The following is a 15,923-nucleotide window of genomic DNA, read 5'->3' as shown; positions in this document are numbered from 1 at the left end:
AGGTCAGCCTTGTTCAGGAAGACCACGATGTAAGGAACGCCAACCTGACGGGACAGCAGGATGTGCTCACGGGTTTGTGGCATCGGACCATCGGCGGCCGAGCAAACCAGGATCGCGCCGTCCATCTGGGCAGCACCGGTGATCATGTTCTTCACGTAGTCAGCGTGACCTGGGCAGTCAACGTGAGCGTAGTGACGAATGTTCGAGTTGTACTCGACGTGAGCGGTGTTGATGGTGATACCGCGCGCTTTTTCTTCCGGAGCCGAGTCGATCTTGTCGAACTCAACGACTGCCGAACCGAAAACTTCGGAGCAGACGCGAGTCAGAGCTGCGGTCAGAGTGGTCTTACCGTGGTCAACGTGGCCGATAGTGCCGACGTTAACGTGGGGAAGGGAACGATCAAATTTTTCTTTAGCCACGACAGTGAACCTCTTGCCTAAAGGGGATTAGCCTTGTTTTTTAACGAGTGCTTCGACGATGTTCGACGGAGCTTCGGCGTATTTGGAGAATTCCATGGAGTAGCTTGCGCGACCCTGAGACATGGAACGAACGTCGGTCGCGTAACCGAACATCTCTCCGAGCGGAACTTCAGCGCGGACGACGCGGCCAGAGACCGACTCATCCATACCCTGTACCAGACCACGACGACGGTTCAGGTCACCCATCACGTCACCCAGGTAGTCTTCCGGGGTTACAACTTCGACCTTCATGATCGGCTCGAGGACCACACCGCCGCCCTTCTGGGCCAGCTGCTTGGTCGCCATCGAAGCGGCGATCTTGAACGCCATTTCGTTGGAGTCGACGTCGTGGTACGAACCATCGAATACCGCGGCTTTCAGGCCGATCAGAGGATAACCGGCAACGACGCCGTTTTTCATCTGTTCTTCGATACCCTTCTGGATCGCAGGGATGTATTCCTTCGGAATCACACCACCAACGACTTCGTTGGCAAACACCAGACCTTCGGTGATGTTGCCCTTGTCGTCCTGATCCGGCTCCGAGAAACGGATCCAGCAGTGACCGAACTGACCACGACCGCCCGACTGACGAACGAACTTGCCTTCGATCTCGACGTTGGACTTGGTGATCTTCTCGCGGTACGAAACCTGCGGCTTGCCGATGTTGGCCTCGACGTTGAACTCGCGCTTCATGCGGTCAACGAGGATGTCCAGGTGCAGCTCACCCATACCGGAGATGATGGTCTGACCGGTTTCTTCATCGGTCTTGACGCGGAACGACGGGTCTTCCTGGGCCAGCTTGCCCAGTGCGATACCCATCTTCTCCTGGTCAGCCTTGGTTTTCGGCTCTACGGAGAGCGAAATTACAGGCTCAGGGAAGTCCATACGCTCGAGGATGATTGGCTTGTCGGCGTTGCACAGGGTGTCACCGGTGGTGACGTCCTTCATGCCGATCAGCGCAGCGATGTCACCTGCACGTACTTCCTTGATTTCTTCACGCTGGTTGGCGTGCATCTGCACCATACGACCAACGCGCTCTTTCTTGCCCTTGACCGAGTTGATGACGGAGTCACCGGAGGTCAGGAAGCCCGAGTAAACGCGGACGAAGGTCAGAGTACCAACGAACGGGTCGGTGGCAATCTTGAAGGCCAGAGCCGAGAACGGCTCGTCGTCGTCAGCGTGACGCTCGTCGAACTGTTCAGGCGTGACTTCGTCCTTCGGAACTTCAGCCAGGTCAGGGTGGATACCCTTGATCGCCGGGATTTCGGTCGGCGCAGGCAGGAAGTCGATGACGGCGTCGAGAACCAGGGGAACGCCCTTGTTCTTGAACGAAGAACCACAGACAGCAGGAACGATCTCGCTCGCCAGAGTACGGGCGCGCAGACCAGCCTTGATGTCTTCGACGGACAGCTCACCTTCTTCAAGGTACTTGTTCATCAGCTCTTCGCTGGCTTCGGCAGCGGCTTCAACCATGTTGTTGCGCCACTCGTTCGCCAGCTCAACCATATCCGCAGGAATCTCTTCCTCGCGGTAGGTGGTGCCTTTGTCGTCATCGTTCCAGTAGATGGCTTTCATCTTGATCAGGTCGACCTGACCCTGGAAGTTGTCTTCAGCACCGATGGCCAGCTGGATCGGAACCGGGGTGTGACCCAGGCGGTTCTTGATCTGACCGACAACGCGCAGGAAGTTGGCACCAGCACGGTCCATCTTGTTCACGTAAACAACACGTGGAACACCGTACTTGTTGGCCTGACGCCATACGGTTTCGGACTGCGGCTCAACGCCGGAGGTACCGCAGAATACGACGACCGCGCCGTCGAGTACACGCAGCGAACGTTCTACTTCAATGGTGAAGTCAACGTGGCCGGGGGTATCGATGACGTTTACGCGGTAGTTGTCGTACTGACCACGGGAGCCTTTCCAGAAGGTGGTAACGGCAGCGGAGGTAATGGTGATACCGCGCTCCTGCTCCTGCACCATCCAGTCGGTGGTCGCGGCGCCATCATGCACCTCGCCCATCTTGTGGCTCAGACCTGTGTAGAACAGGATCCGCTCGGTAGTGGTAGTCTTGCCCGCGTCAACGTGAGCACAGATACCGATGTTACGGTAGCGGTTAATTGCTGTAGTACGAGCCATAAAGCCCTCGCAAAAAGATTGATGCTTGAATTAGAAGCGGTAGTGCGAGAACGCTTTGTTGGCTTCAGCCATACGGTGCACGTCTTCACGCTTCTTGACTGCAGCACCCTTGCCTTCGGCAGCATCCAGCAGCTCGCCGGCCAGACGCAGAGCCATCGACTTCTCGCCGCGCTTGCGGGCGTAGTCTACGAGCCAGCGCATTGCCAGAGCGTTACGACGGGACGGACGAACTTCAACCGGAACCTGGTAAGTGGCACCGCCGACACGACGGGACTTTACTTCGACCAGCGGAGCGATGGCGTCGAGAGCTTTCTCGAAGATTTCCAGGGGGTCGCTGTTCTTGCGTGCTTTGACGGTATCCAGAGCACCGTAAACGATGCGCTCGGCTACGGCCTTCTTGCCGCTTTCCATCACGTGGTTCATGAACTTGGCGAGAATCTGGGATCCGTACTTAGGATCGTCCAGAATCTCACGTTTTGCTGCTACACGACGTCTTGGCATGATAAGCCCTCAAACGGTCTTCAGGTTAGCCCGGGACCAGGTCTTACGACCCCTGCCCGACCTTACTCTTATCGACTCAAAAAAATGGATGTCTGCAAACGGCCGATTACTTCGGACGCTTGGTACCGTACTTCGAACGACCCTGGTTACGGCCTTTGACGCCCGAAGTATCCAGAGAGCCGCGAACGGTGTGGTAACGAACACCTGGCAAGTCTTTTACACGACCGCCACGAATCAGGACGACGCTGTGCTCTTGCAGGTTGTGGCCTTCACCACCGATGTACGAGGAAACCTCGAAACCGTTGGTCAGACGCACACGGCATACTTTACGCAGTGCCGAGTTAGGTTTTTTCGGCGTGGTGGTGTACACACGGGTGCACACGCCACGACGCTGCGGGCAGTTCTGCAGCGCAGGAACGTCGGACTTTTCGACCGAACGCTTACGCGGCTGACGTACCAGCTGGTTGATAGTTGCCATCTACTAGCTCCACTGATTGTCTTGCGACTCTATTGTCTTGCAAGAAAGCCAAAAATTGGCGAGACGGAGTCCCACCAAATTTAAGGGTACAAAAGTCTAAAGAGGATCTTGCACCCAGTCAAGACGAGGCCCCGCCCCCTCCTGCCCGATCATCGGCAACATGTGCTGTCGCCGTGAGCGGGAGGAAGGGCCGGGGCCCTGCCCTCACTTAGTTACCGCTGGAGTTCAGCGCTTCGGTCAGTGCGGCTTCCACCTCACTGGCGCTCACACGCAGCGGCTTGTCGGCATCACGGCGACGCTTGCGCTCGCTGTGGTAGGCCAGACCGGTACCGGCCGGGATCAGACGACCCACGACCACGTTCTCCTTCAGGCCGCGCAGGTAATCGCGCTTGCCGGTTACGGCCGCTTCGGTCAGCACGCGGGTGGTTTCCTGGAAGGAAGCCGCGGAGATGAACGATTCGGTCGACAGCGAGGCCTTGGTGATACCCAACAGCACGCGGGTGAACTTGGAGATGAACTTGTCCTCGCTGGCGAGACGCTCGTTCTCTACCAGTACCTGGGTCAGTTCCATCTGGTCGCCCTTGATGAAGCTGGAATCGCCCGACTCGGAGATCTCGACCTTGCGCAGCATCTGACGCAGGATGGTCTCGATGTGCTTGTCGTTGATCTTCACGCCTTGCAGACGGTAAACGTCCTGGATCTCGTTGACGATGTACTTCGCCAGCGCACTCACACCCAGCAGACGCAGGATGTCGTGCGGATCGCTCGGGCCGTCGGAGATGACTTCGCCGCGGTTTACCTGTTCGCCTTCGAAGACGTTCAGGTGGCGCCACTTCGGAATCAGCTCTTCGTACGGATCGCTACCGTCGGTCGGGGTGATGACCAGACGACGCTTGCCCTTGGTTTCCTTGCCGAACGCGATGGTGCCGCTGACTTCAGCCAGGATCGAGGCTTCCTTCGGACGACGCGCTTCGAACAGGTCGGCAACGCGCGGCAGACCACCGGTGATGTCACGGGTCTTCGACGTTTCTTGCGGGATACGCGCGATAACGTCACCAACACCGATCTGAGCACCGTCAGCCACACCGACAAGGGCGTTGGCCGGCAGGAAGTACTGAGCAGGTACGTCGGTACCTGGCAGGTACAGGTCCTTGCCAGCGGCATCGACCATCTTGATCGCCGGACGGATTTCCTTGCCTGCGGCAGGGCGATCCTTGACGTCCATCACTTCGATGTTGGTCAGGCCGGTCAGTTCGTCGGTCTGACGCTTGATGGTGATGTTTTCTTCCATGCCCACGAAGGTCACGGTACCTTTCAGCTCGGTCACGATCGGGTGGGTGTGTGGGTCCCACTTGGCGACGATGGCGCCAGCTTCGACCTTCTCACCTTCCTTGACCGAGATCACCGCACCGTAAGGCAGCTTGTAGCGCTCACGCTCACGGCCGAATTCATCGGCAATGGCCAGCTCGCCGGAACGCGATACGGCAACCAGATTGCCATCGGCGCGCTCGACCTGCTTCAGGTTGTGCAGACGAACCATACCGCCGTTCTTCACCTGAACGCTGTCGGCAGCCGAGGTACGGCTTGCAGCACCACCGATGTGGAACGTACGCATGGTCAGCTGGGTACCCGGCTCACCGATCGACTGTGCAGCGATGACGCCAACTGCTTCACCGATGTTCACCTGGTGACCACGCGCCAGGTCACGACCGTAGCACTTGGCGCAGATGCCGTAGCGGGTTTCGCAGTTGATCGGCGAACGTACGACGACTTCGTCGATGCTGTTCAGCTCGATGAACTCGACCCACTTCTCGTCGACCAGGGTACCGGCCGGAACGATGACGTCCTCGGTGCCTGGTTTGAACACGTCGCGAGCGATGACACGACCCAGTACGCGCTCACCGAGCGGCTCTACAACGTCGCCGCCTTCGATGTGCGGGGTCATCACCAGACCTTGGTCGGTGCCGCAATCGATCTCGGTCACGACCAGATCCTGCGCCACGTCTACCAGACGACGAGTCAGGTAACCGGAGTTCGCGGTCTTCAGTGCGGTATCCGCCAGACCCTTACGAGCACCGTGGGTCGAGATGAAGTACTGCAGTACGCTCAGACCTTCACGGAAGTTCGCGGTGATCGGCGTCTCGATGATCGAGCCGTCCGGCTTGGCCATCAGACCACGCATACCGGCCAGCTGACGGATCTGGGCTGCGGAACCCCGCGCACCCGAGTCAGCCATCATGTACATCGAGTTGAAGGACTCTTGATCGACTTCGTTGCCTTCGCGGTCGATGACCTTCTCTTTCGAGAGGTTGGCCATCATCGCCTTGGACACTTCGTCGTTCGCCTTCGACCACAAGTCGATGACCTTGTTGTACTTCTCGCCCTGGGTTACCAGGCCGGAGGCGTATTGGCTCTCGATTTCCTTCACTTCGTCGGTAGCGGTACCGATGATGCGGGCTTTCTCATCCGGGATAACGAAGTCGTTAACACCGATGGAGACGCCGGAAATGGTCGAGTAGGCGAAACCGGTGTACATCAGTTGGTCAGCGAAGATAACGGTCTCTTTCAGACCAACCACGCGGTAGCACTGGTTGATCAACTTGGAGATCGCCTTTTTCTTCATCGGCTGGTTGACCACGTCGTACGGCAGACCTGCCGGTACAACCTGGAACAGCAGCGCACGGCCGACAGTGGTGTCGACGATACGGGTGTTCTTGGTCACGCTGCCATCGCGATCTTTCACGGTTTCGTTGATACGAACCTTGATTTTCGCGTGCAGGGCGGCTTCGCCGGCGCGGAATACGCGATCGACTTCCTGCAGGTCTGCGAATACGCGACCTTCGCCCTTGGCGTTGATGGCTTCACGGGTCATGTAATACAGACCCAGTACAACGTCCTGCGACGGAACGATGATCGGCTCACCGTTGGCTGGCGACAGGATGTTGTTGGTCGACATCATCAGCGCGCGCGCTTCGAGCTGGGCTTCCAGGGTCAGCGGCACGTGAACGGCCATCTGGTCACCGTCGAAGTCGGCGTTGTACGCAGCACAGACCAGCGGGTGCAGCTGGATCGCCTTACCTTCGATCAGGACCGGCTCGAACGCCTGGATACCCAGACGGTGCAGGGTCGGTGCGCGGTTGAGCAGGACGGGGTGTTCGCGGATCACCTCGGCGAGAACGTCCCAGACCTCTGGCAGTTCGCGCTCGACCATCTTCTTGGCCGCCTTGATGGTGGTCGCCAGACCACGCATTTCCAGCTTGCCGAAAATGAACGGCTTGAACAGCTCGAGAGCCATCTTCTTCGGCAGACCGCACTGGTGCAGGCGCAGGGTCGGGCCTACGGTAATTACCGAACGGCCGGAGTAGTCCACACGCTTACCGAGCAGGTTCTGACGGAAGCGACCTTGCTTACCTTTGATCATGTCAGCCAGGGACTTCAGCGGACGCTTGTTCGAGCCAGTGATGGCGCGACCGCGACGGCCGTTGTCCAGCAGGGCGTCAACCGCTTCCTGCAGCATGCGCTTTTCGTTGCGCACGATGATGTCCGGCGCCGACAGATCGAGCAGGCGCTTCAGACGGTTGTTACGGTTGATCACCCGACGATACAGGTCGTTCAGGTCGGAGGTCGCGAAACGGCCACCATCCAGCGGAACCAGCGGACGCAGGTCCGGCGGCAGCACTGGCAGGACGGTCAGGACCATCCACTCAGGCAGGTTGCCCGAACCCTGGAAAGCTTCCATCAGCTTCAGGCGCTTGGACAGTTTCTTGATCTTGGTTTCCGAGTTGGTCTGCGGAATTTCTTCACGCAGGCGACCGATCTCGTGCTCCAGGTCGATAGCGTGCAGCAGCTCACGAACAGCCTCGGCACCCATACGGGCGTCGAAGTCGTCACCGAACTCCTCCAGCGCTTCGAAGTACTGCTCGTCGTTGAGCAGCTGACCCTTTTCGAGGGTGGTCATGCCCGGATCGATCACGACGTAGCTCTCGAAGTAGAGCACGCGCTCGATATCACGCAGGGTCATGTCCATCAGCAGGCCGATACGGGACGGCAGCGACTTCAGGAACCAGATGTGGGCAACCGGCGAAGCCAGTTCGATGTGCGCCATGCGCTCACGACGAACCTTGGCCAGCGCAACTTCAACGCCGCACTTCTCGCAGATCACACCGCGGTGCTTCAGGCGCTTGTACTTGCCGCACAGGCACTCGTAGTCCTTGACTGGGCCAAAGATCTTGGCGCAGAACAGGCCGTCACGCTCAGGCTTGAACGTACGGTAGTTGATGGTTTCCGGCTTCTTAACTTCACCGAACGACCACGAACGGATCATTTCAGGCGACGCCAGACCGATGCGGATGGCGTCGAACTCTTCGACTTGACCCTGGTTTTTCAGCAAATTCAGTAGGTCTTTCAAGGCCTTTCCTCCTGGCGGAGCAGGAAGCGGGCATTACCTGCCCCGCTCCCCTTCGCGTCACGTGTTATTCGGTTTCCAGATCGATATCGATACCGAGCGAACGGATCTCTTTGATCAACACGTTGAAGGACTCGGGCATGCCCGGCTCCATACGGTGATCGCCATCCACGATGTTCTTGTACATCTTGGTACGGCCGTTCACGTCGTCCGACTTCACTGTGAGCATTTCTTGCAGGGTGTATGCCGCGCCGTATGCTTCCAGCGCCCACACTTCCATCTCCCCGAAACGCTGACCACCGAACTGCGCCTTACCACCCAGCGGCTGCTGGGTAACCAGGCTGTAGGAACCAGTGGAACGCGCGTGCATCTTGTCGTCCACCAAGTGGTTCAGCTTGAGCATGTACATGTAACCAACGGTCACAGGACGCTCGAACTTGTTGCCGGTACGGCCATCGAACAGCACCATCTGGCCGCTTTCCGGCAGGTCAGCCAGCTTCAGCATGGCCTTGATCTCACGCTCCTTGGCACCGTCGAAGACCGGAGTAGCCATCGGCACGCCTTTCTTCAGGTTGTGAGCCAGAGCGAGGATCTCTTCGTCGGAGAACTCTTCGAGGTTCTCCTGACGACCACCGATCTCGTTGTAGATCTCGGTCAGGAAGGTACGCAGTTCTGCGGCCTTGCGCTGCTCTTCGATCATACGGTCGATCTTCTCGCCCAGGCCCTTGGCCGCCAGGCCGAGGTGGGTTTCGAGGATCTGACCGACGTTCATACGAGAAGGTACGCCCAGCGGGTTCAGTACGACGTCGACCGGAGTACCGTTGGCGTCGTGCGGCATGTCTTCGACCGGCATGATCACCGATACCACACCCTTGTTACCGTGACGACCGGCCATCTTGTCACCCGGCTGGATGCGACGGCGGATAGCCAGGTAGACCTTGACGATCTTCAGTACGCCAGGTGCCAGGTCATCGCCCTGCTGCAGCTTGCGCTTCTTGTCTTCGAACTTGTCGTCCAGCAGGCGACGGCGATCGACGATGTACTGCTGAGCCTTTTCCAGCTGCTCGTTCAGTGCATCTTCAGCCATGCGCAGTTTGAACCACTGGCCGTGCTCCAGACCGTTCAGGACTTCGTCGTTGATCACGGTGCCTTTCTTCAGGCCCGCGCCACCGTCGACCACCTGGCCGTTCAGGGCTGCACGCAGACGCTCGAAGGTTGCACCTTCGACGATGCGGAACTCTTCGTTCAGATCCTTGCGGATCTCGTCCAACTGCATCTTCTCGATGGCCAGGGCACGGCTATCGCGCTCGACGCCATCACGGGTGAAGACCTGGACGTCGATGACGGTACCCTTGGTGCCGGTCGGCACACGCAGGGAAGTGTCCTTAACGTCGCTCGCCTTCTCACCGAAGATCGCACGCAGCAGCTTCTCTTCCGGCGTCAGCTGGGTTTCGCCTTTTGGCGTTACCTTGCCAACCAGGATGTCGCCAGCGCCCACTTCGGCACCTACGTAGACGATACCGGCTTCGTCCAGCTTGTTCAGTGCGGCCTCACCCACGTTCGGGATGTCCGCAGTGATTTCCTCTGGGCCAAGCTTGGTGTCACGCGCCACACAGGTCAGTTCCTGGATGTGGATGGTGGTGAAGCGGTCTTCCTGGACCACACGCTCGGACAGGCAGATGGAGTCTTCGAAGTTGAAGCCGTTCCACGCCATGAACGCGATGCGCATGTTCTGACCCAGTGCCAGCTCACCCATGTCGGTGGACGGACCGTCGGCCATGATGTCGCCACGCTGAACCTTGTCACCTTTGCTTACCAGCGGACGCTGGTTGATGCAGGTGTTCTGGTTCGAACGGGTGTACTTGGTCAGGTTGTAGATATCCACACCTGCTTCGCCAGTCTCGACTTCATCGTCAGCAACGCGCACGACGATACGGCTGGCATCGACCGAGTCGATCACACCACCACGGCGTGCCACCACGCAGACACCGGAGTCGCGGGCAACGTTGCGCTCCATGCCGGTACCTACCAGCGGCTTGTCGGCACGCAGGGTCGGTACAGCCTGACGCTGCATGTTCGAACCCATCAACGCACGGTTGGCGTCGTCGTGCTCGAGGAACGGAATCAGCGACGCTGCGACAGAAACAACCTGCTTCGGCGAAACGTCCATCAGGGTGACGTCTTCCGGCGCCTTGACGGTGAATTCGTTCAGGTGACGAACAGCTACCAGCTCGTCGATCAGCTGCTTCTTCTCGTTCATCGCGGCCGAAGCCTGAGCGATGACGTGATCAGCCTCTTCGATCGCCGACAGGAACACGATGTCGTCGCTGACCACGCCTTCCTTCACCACGCGATACGGACTTTCAAGGAAGCCGTACTGGTTGGTGCGGGCATAGGCCGCCAGGGAGTTGATCAGACCGATGTTCGGACCTTCAGGGGTCTCGATCGGGCACACGCGGCCGTAGTGGGTCGGGTGTACGTCACGGACTTCGAAGCCGGCACGCTCACGGGTCAGACCGCCAGGGCCGAGTGCGGAAACACGGCGCTTGTGGGTGATCTCGGAGAGCGGGTTGTTCTGGTCCATGAACTGGGAAAGCTGGCTGGAACCGAAGAACTCCTTCACCGCCGCCGCTACCGGCTTGGCGTTGATCAGGTCCTGCGGCATCAGGCCTTCGCTTTCGGCCATCGACAGACGTTCCTTGACCGCGCGCTCTACACGCACCAGGCCAACACGGAACTGGTTCTCGGCCATCTCGCCAACGCAACGTACGCGACGGTTACCCAGGTGGTCGATGTCGTCGACGATGCCTTTGCCGTTACGGATATCGACCAGGGTCTTCAGAACCTCGACGATATCTTCCTTGCTCAGCACGCCCGAACCTTCGATCTCGGTACGACCGATACGGCGGTTGAACTTCATGCGGCCAACGGCGGACAGATCGTAACGCTCGGCGCTGAAGAACAGGTTGTTGAACAGCGTCTCGGCGGCATCCTTGGTTGGCGGCTCGCCTGGACGCATCATGCGGTAGATCTCGACCAGGGCTTCCAGCTGGTTGCTGGTAGTGTCGATCTTCAGGGTATCCGAGATGAACGGACCGCAATCGATGTCGTTGGTGTACAGGGTCTCGATGCGGACGACCTGAGCCTTGGCGATCTTGATCAGCAGCTCGGTGGTCAGCTCGGTGTTGCACTCGGCCAGGATTTCGCCAGTGGCCGGATGTACGATGGCCTTGGCGGTGGTGCGACCCAGCACGTACTCCATCGGCACGTCCAGCTGGTTGACACCGGCTTTTTCGAGCTGATTGATGTGGCGCGCAGTGATACGGCGACCCTGCTCGACGATGACCTTGCCGCTGCCGTCAAGGATGTCCATCACCGCGACTTCACCACGCAGACGCTGAGGCACGAGCTCCAGGCTGAGTTTCTCGCCGGAGATGTGGAACACGTTGGTGGTGTAGAAGGTGTTCAGGACTTCTTCGGTGCTGTAGCCCAGCGCACGCAGCAGTACCGAAGCCGGCAGTTTGCGGCGACGGTCGATACGCACGAACACGCAGTCTTTCGGGTCGAACTCGAAGTCCAGCCACGAACCGCGGTAAGGAATGATGCGAGCGGAGTACAGCAGCTTGCCCGAGCTGTGGGTCTTGCCACGGTCGTGGTCGAAGAACACACCCGGCGAACGGTGCAGCTGGGAAACGATAACACGCTCGGTACCGTTGATAACGAAGGTACCGTTCTCAGTCATCAGGGGGATTTCACCCATGTAGACTTCTTGCTCTTTGATGTCCTTGATCGCTTTGTTCGACGATTCCTTGTCGAAGATGATCAGGCGCACCTTGACCCGCAGTGGGACCGCGAAGGTCACGCCACGCAGGACACATTCCTTCACATCGAAGGCGGGATCGCCCAGGCGGTAGCCTACATACTCCAAGGCAGCATTGCCGGAGTAGCTGATGATCGGGAATACCGATTTGAAGGCCGCGTGCAGGCCGACGTCGCGGAACTGATCCTTGGATGCTCCCGCTTGCAGGAATTCGCGATACGAATCCAGCTGGATGGCCAGGAGGTAAGGCACATCCATGACGTCCGGCAACTTGCTAAAGTCCTTGCGGATACGTTTTTTCTCAGTGTATGAGTAAGCCATCAGCGTTCCCCAGCTTGGTCACCTGCTTGTTTGGCTTCTCCCGGCGGGAGCAGCCAGAAAATCGTGCAAACCCCTTGGTTTGCGCCACCCACATGGGTGTCTTGCAGCTTGTTATCGGGGCCGGCTTGACCGGCCACCAATAACGGAAAAAGGCCGGTGGCATAAGCCACCAGCCATCAGCCCTTCGCTCAACGCTCGGACTGGAGTCGCAAAGTCGAGATTACTTCAGCTCGACTTTAGCGCCAGCTTCTTCCAGCTTCTTCTTCGCGTCTTCAGCGGCTTCTTTCGAAACGCCTTCAGCGATAACCTGAGGAGCGCCGTCGACTTTCTCTTTGGCTTCTTTCAGGCCCAGACCGGTCAGTTCACGAACGGCCTTGATCACGTTGACTTTCTTGTCGCCAGCTTCGGTCAGAACGACGTTGAACTCGGTCTGCTCTTCAGCAGCGGCAGCAGCGCCAGCAGCTGGGCCAGCGGCAACAGCGGCAGCAGCGGTAACGCCGAAGGTTTCTTCCATCGCTTTGATCAGTTCAACAATTTCCAGAACGGTTTTCTGGCCGATCGCTTCGATGATTTGCTCGTTAGTCAGAGACATGACTATGAATTCCTGTATTGGGGTGACAGCCTACGCGGCCATCAAATTAAACGTTTGATTTCGAAAGAGACTACGCGGCCTTAGGCAGCAGCGGCTTCTTTCTGGTCGCGCAGAGCAGCCAGAGTGCGGGCCAGCTTGCTGGTTGCACCTTGGATTACGCTCATCAGCTGTGCGATAGCCTCGTCGCGAGTTGGCAGGGTTGCCAGCACGTCGATCTGGTTAGCGGCAAGGAACTTGCCGTCGAACGCAGCTGCCTTGATCTCGAACTTGTCCTGACCCTTGGCGAACTCTTTGAACAGACGGGCAGCAGCGCCCGGGTGTTCGTTGGAGAATGCGATCAGGGTCGGGCCTTTGAACGCGTCGTTGAGGATCGAGTACTCAGTACCCTCAACTGCGCGCTTGAGCAGGGTGTTACGTACGACGCGTACGTAAACGCCAGCTTCGCGGGCCTCTTTACGGAGTCCGGTCATTGCGCCTACAGTCACACCACGGGCATCGGCCACGACAGCGGACAGAGCGACTTTGGCAGCCTCGTTGACTTCAGCGACGATGGCCTTCTTGTCTTCGAGTTTAATTGCCACGGGTTTACTCCTGGTTTCTACCGTTTCATCTGGCCGAAGCCGGATGTCGTTTTGGTGTCTGATTCGGTAACGAATCGGGAGCACCATCTGCGTGGGCTGGATTTTTAAGGCTCGCGCCGCCTACGGTCTTGGATAGCCCCCGCCAGGCAGGGACCCCAATTTTTGCTGGCGGCGCGACAGGTCGCACCGCCATGTTCTTACACGTTCAGCGAGCTCTGATCGATGACCAGACCTGGGCCCATGGTGGTGCTCAGGGTAACACGCTTGACGTAGATACCTTTCGAGGAAGCCGGCTTGATACGCTTCAGGTCAGCGATCAGGGCTTCAACGTTTTCCTTCAGCTTGCCAGCTTCGAAGCCGACCTTGCCAACGGAGGTGTGGATGATACCGTTCTTGTCGGTACGGTAGCGAACCTGACCAGCCTTGGCGTTCTTGACGGCGCCGGCTACGTCTGGGGTCACGGTACCTACTTTCGGGTTAGGCATCAGGCCACGAGGACCCAGAACCTGACCCAGCTGACCGACGACGCGCATGGCATCAGGCGATGCGATGACGACGTCATAGTTCAGGTCGCCGCCTTTCATTTCGGCAGCCAGATCGTCCATACCTACACGGTCAGCGCCGGCAGCCAGAGCGGCCTCAGCAGCTGGACCCTGAGTGAAGACAGCAACGCGAACGGTCTTGCCAGTGCCGTGTGGCAGCACAGTAGCGCTACGAACGACCTGGTCGGATTTACGCGGGTCAACACCGAGGTTAACGGCGATGTCGTAGGACTCTACGAACTTGGCAGCCGGGAGCGAAGCCAGCAGGGTTGCGGCTTCTTCGAAGTTGTAGGCCTTGCCTGCTTCGATTTTCTCGGCGATAGCCTTTTGGCGCTTAGTCAGCTTAGCCATTACACACCCTCCACGTTCAGGCCCATGCTGCGGGCAGAGCCAGCGATGGTGCGTACAGCTGCATCCAGGTCAGCGGCGGTCAGATCAGCCTGTTTAGCCTTGGCGATATCTTCCAGCTGAGCACGGGTAACGGTACCGACTTTAACGGTGTTCGGACGAGCCGAACCACTGGCCAGGCCAGCAGCTTTCTTCAGCAGAACCGAGGCAGGAGTGCTCTTGGTCTCGAAGGTGAAGCTACGGTCGCTGTAGACAGTGATGATGACTGGAGTCGGCAGACCTGGCTCTTGACCCTGAGTACGGGCGTTGAAGGCCTTGCAGAATTCCATGATGTTCACACCGTGTTGACCCAGTGCTGGACCAACGGGTGGGCTTGGGTTGGCCTGGCCGGCCTTTACTTGCAGCTTGATGTAAGCCTGAATCTTCTTAGCCATGAGCTACTCCAAAATCGGGTACGAACGCCAGATGGCTCCCCGGATGACTTGCGTTTTATCCCAGTGACGACAAAACCCCGCAGCACACAGGGCTGCGGGGTATGGGATGCTTCGTCCGCCTAGACCTTTTCGACCTGGCTGAACTCGAGCTCTACCGGAGTAGAGCGACCGAAAATGAGCACCGCCACCTGGAGGCGACTCTTTTCGTAGTTAACCTCTTCGACACTACCATTGAAGTCAGCAAACGGACCATCAATGACTCGAACCACTTCACCCGGCTCGAACAGCGTCTTCGGCTTAGGCTTGTCACTACCGTCAGCTACGCGACGGAGGATGGCCTCAGCCTCTTTATCGGTGATTGGCGCAGGCTTATCTGCGGTACCACCAATGAAGCCCATCACACGAGGGGTATCCTTGACCAAGTGCCAAGTCCCTTCGTTCATTTCCATCTGGACCAATACATAGCCAGGGAAGAATTTACGCTCACTTTTGCGCTTCTGGCCGTTGCGCATTTCGACGACTTCCTCGGTCGGAACCAGGATCTCGCCGAAACCGTCTTCCATGCCAGCCAGCTTGACGCGCTCGATCAGGGAGCGCATCACATGCTTCTCGTAACCCGAGTAAGCATGCACAACATACCAACGCTTAGCCACGGGACACCTTTAGCCAACGATCAAGGAGACCGCCCAGCCGAGCAGGGAATCAAGCCCCCACAACAGCAGTGCCATAACCAGCACGACAGCCACAACAATCAGCGTGGTCTGGGTGGTTTCCTGGCGGGTCGGCCACACGACTTTACGGATCTCGGTACGAGCTTCCTTCGCCAGCGCAAAGAACGACTTACCCTTGGCGGTCTGCAAGGCAACAAAGCCTGCGACTGCAGCCAGGACGAGAAGTGCAAGGACGCGATACAGGATTGGAGAGGCGGAGTAATATTGATTACCCACGACACCAACAACCACCAAAGCCACTACAGCCAGCCACTTGAACAGATCAAAACGCGTTTCTTGGGCTTCAGTCTTGGGAGTCATCGGGGAGGATCCTGTGAGAAGAAAGCCAATCACACCGAGGTGAATGGCAGGTCAGGAGGGAATCGAACCCCCAACCTACGGTTTTGGAGACCGTCGCTCTGCCAATTGAGCTACTGACCTTTAACGCTGTATCAGGCCGGCCATTATACCGGCCCGATCAAGTAAATCAACTACTTATTCAATAATTTTTGCTACGACACCGGCGCCGACGGTACGACCGCCTTCACGGATAGCGAAGCGCAGACCGTCTTCCATTGCGATGGTCTTGATCAGGGT

The 15,923-nt window shown here is 58.2% G+C and carries 12 protein-coding genes, 1 tRNA gene and 1 pseudogene; all 14 read right to left on the bottom strand.

Annotated features, from left to right (window positions below; translation table 11 throughout):
* On the bottom strand, window positions 1-419 hold a 419-nt coding region (locus tag KY379_RS26545; RefSeq protein WP_028624846.1), incomplete at its 3' end, for a GTP-binding protein.
* 27 nt (window positions 420-446) lie between these two features.
* Window positions 447-2,594: an elongation factor G gene (gene fusA, locus KY379_RS26540; protein WP_133330043.1), complete on the bottom strand. Its 2,148-nt coding sequence runs from the start codon at window positions 2,592-2,594 to the stop codon at window positions 447-449.
* 30 nt (window positions 2,595-2,624) lie between these two features.
* Window positions 2,625-3,095, bottom strand: coding sequence for a 30S ribosomal protein S7 (gene rpsG, locus KY379_RS26535; protein WP_003246741.1), 471 nt, complete (start codon window positions 3,093-3,095; stop codon window positions 2,625-2,627).
* A 106-nt stretch (window positions 3,096-3,201) separates the two neighbouring features.
* Window positions 3,202-3,573 (bottom strand): 30S ribosomal protein S12, encoded by a 372-nt coding sequence (gene rpsL, locus KY379_RS26530; RefSeq protein WP_003255492.1) that lies wholly within the window; start codon window positions 3,571-3,573, stop codon window positions 3,202-3,204.
* Window positions 3,574-3,781: 208 nt separating this feature from the next.
* A complete protein-coding gene (gene rpoC / locus KY379_RS26525) occupies window positions 3,782-7,981 on the bottom strand; it encodes a DNA-directed RNA polymerase subunit beta' (RefSeq protein WP_133330041.1) in 4,200 nt (1,399 codons plus the stop codon).
* A gap of 64 nt (window positions 7,982-8,045) precedes the next feature.
* Window positions 8,046-12,119 carry a DNA-directed RNA polymerase subunit beta gene (rpoB, locus tag KY379_RS26520; protein WP_133330039.1) on the bottom strand — a complete coding sequence of 1,358 codons (4,074 nt, stop codon included), beginning with the start codon at window positions 12,117-12,119 and terminating at the stop codon, window positions 8,046-8,048.
* Between the two features lie 220 nt (window positions 12,120-12,339).
* Complete coding sequence (rplL, locus tag KY379_RS26515; RefSeq protein WP_133330037.1) at window positions 12,340-12,711, bottom strand: 50S ribosomal protein L7/L12; 372 nt, start codon at window positions 12,709-12,711, stop codon at window positions 12,340-12,342.
* Between the two features lie 80 nt (window positions 12,712-12,791).
* A complete protein-coding gene (rplJ, locus tag KY379_RS26510; RefSeq protein WP_043215352.1) occupies window positions 12,792-13,292 on the bottom strand; it encodes a 50S ribosomal protein L10 in 501 nt (166 codons plus the stop codon).
* A 197-nt stretch (window positions 13,293-13,489) separates the two neighbouring features.
* The gene (rplA, locus tag KY379_RS26505) at window positions 13,490-14,185 is read right to left on the bottom strand and encodes a 50S ribosomal protein L1 (RefSeq protein ID WP_013970629.1); all 696 of its coding nucleotides are present in this window, start codon (window positions 14,183-14,185) and stop codon (window positions 13,490-13,492) included.
* Window positions 14,185-14,616 (bottom strand): 50S ribosomal protein L11, encoded by a 432-nt coding sequence (gene rplK / locus KY379_RS26500; RefSeq protein WP_133330035.1) that lies wholly within the window; start codon window positions 14,614-14,616, stop codon window positions 14,185-14,187. The genes rplA and rplK overlap by 1 nt, the downstream gene beginning before the upstream one ends.
* Before the next feature lie 119 nt (window positions 14,617-14,735).
* Window positions 14,736-15,269: a transcription termination/antitermination protein NusG gene (nusG, locus tag KY379_RS26495; protein ID WP_003255501.1), complete on the bottom strand. Its 534-nt coding sequence runs from the start codon at window positions 15,267-15,269 to the stop codon at window positions 14,736-14,738.
* A gap of 9 nt (window positions 15,270-15,278) precedes the next feature.
* Complete coding sequence (gene secE, locus KY379_RS26490; RefSeq protein WP_133330033.1) at window positions 15,279-15,647, bottom strand: preprotein translocase subunit SecE; 369 nt, start codon at window positions 15,645-15,647, stop codon at window positions 15,279-15,281.
* A gap of 44 nt (window positions 15,648-15,691) precedes the next feature.
* Window positions 15,692-15,767, bottom strand: a tRNA-Trp gene (locus tag KY379_RS26485).
* A gap of 54 nt (window positions 15,768-15,821) precedes the next feature.
* A pseudogene (locus KY379_RS26480) lies at window positions 15,822-15,923 on the bottom strand (elongation factor Tu); the annotation flags it as partial.

Origin of the sequence: Pseudomonas sp. HD6422, assembly GCF_025377065.1 — a bacterium.
GTDB lineage: Bacteria > Pseudomonadota > Gammaproteobacteria > Pseudomonadales > Pseudomonadaceae > Aquipseudomonas > Aquipseudomonas putida_U.
This window is presented reverse-complemented; position numbering and strand designations above follow the sequence as displayed.

Bases quoted from the DNA above. Each gene is read 5' to 3' on its own strand.
- fusA (WP_133330043.1), bottom strand. From the start codon at position 2,594: ATGGCTCGTACTACAGCAATTAACCGCTACCGTAACATCGGTATCTGT.
- rpsG (WP_003246741.1), bottom strand. From the start codon at position 3,095: ATGCCAAGACGTCGTGTAGCAGCAAAACGTGAGATTCTGGACGATCCT.
- rpsL (WP_003255492.1), bottom strand. From the start codon at position 3,573: ATGGCAACTATCAACCAGCTGGTACGTCAGCCGCGTAAGCGTTCGGTC.
- rpoB (WP_133330039.1), bottom strand. From the start codon at position 12,119: ATGGCTTACTCATACACTGAGAAAAAACGTATCCGCAAGGACTTTAGC.
- rplL (WP_133330037.1), bottom strand. From the start codon at position 12,711: ATGTCTCTGACTAACGAGCAAATCATCGAAGCGATCGGCCAGAAAACC.
- rplA (WP_013970629.1), bottom strand. From the start codon at position 14,185: ATGGCTAAGCTGACTAAGCGCCAAAAGGCTATCGCCGAGAAAATCGAA.
- rplK (WP_133330035.1), bottom strand. From the start codon at position 14,616: ATGGCTAAGAAGATTCAGGCTTACATCAAGCTGCAAGTAAAGGCCGGC.
- secE (WP_133330033.1), bottom strand. From the start codon at position 15,647: ATGACTCCCAAGACTGAAGCCCAAGAAACGCGTTTTGATCTGTTCAAG.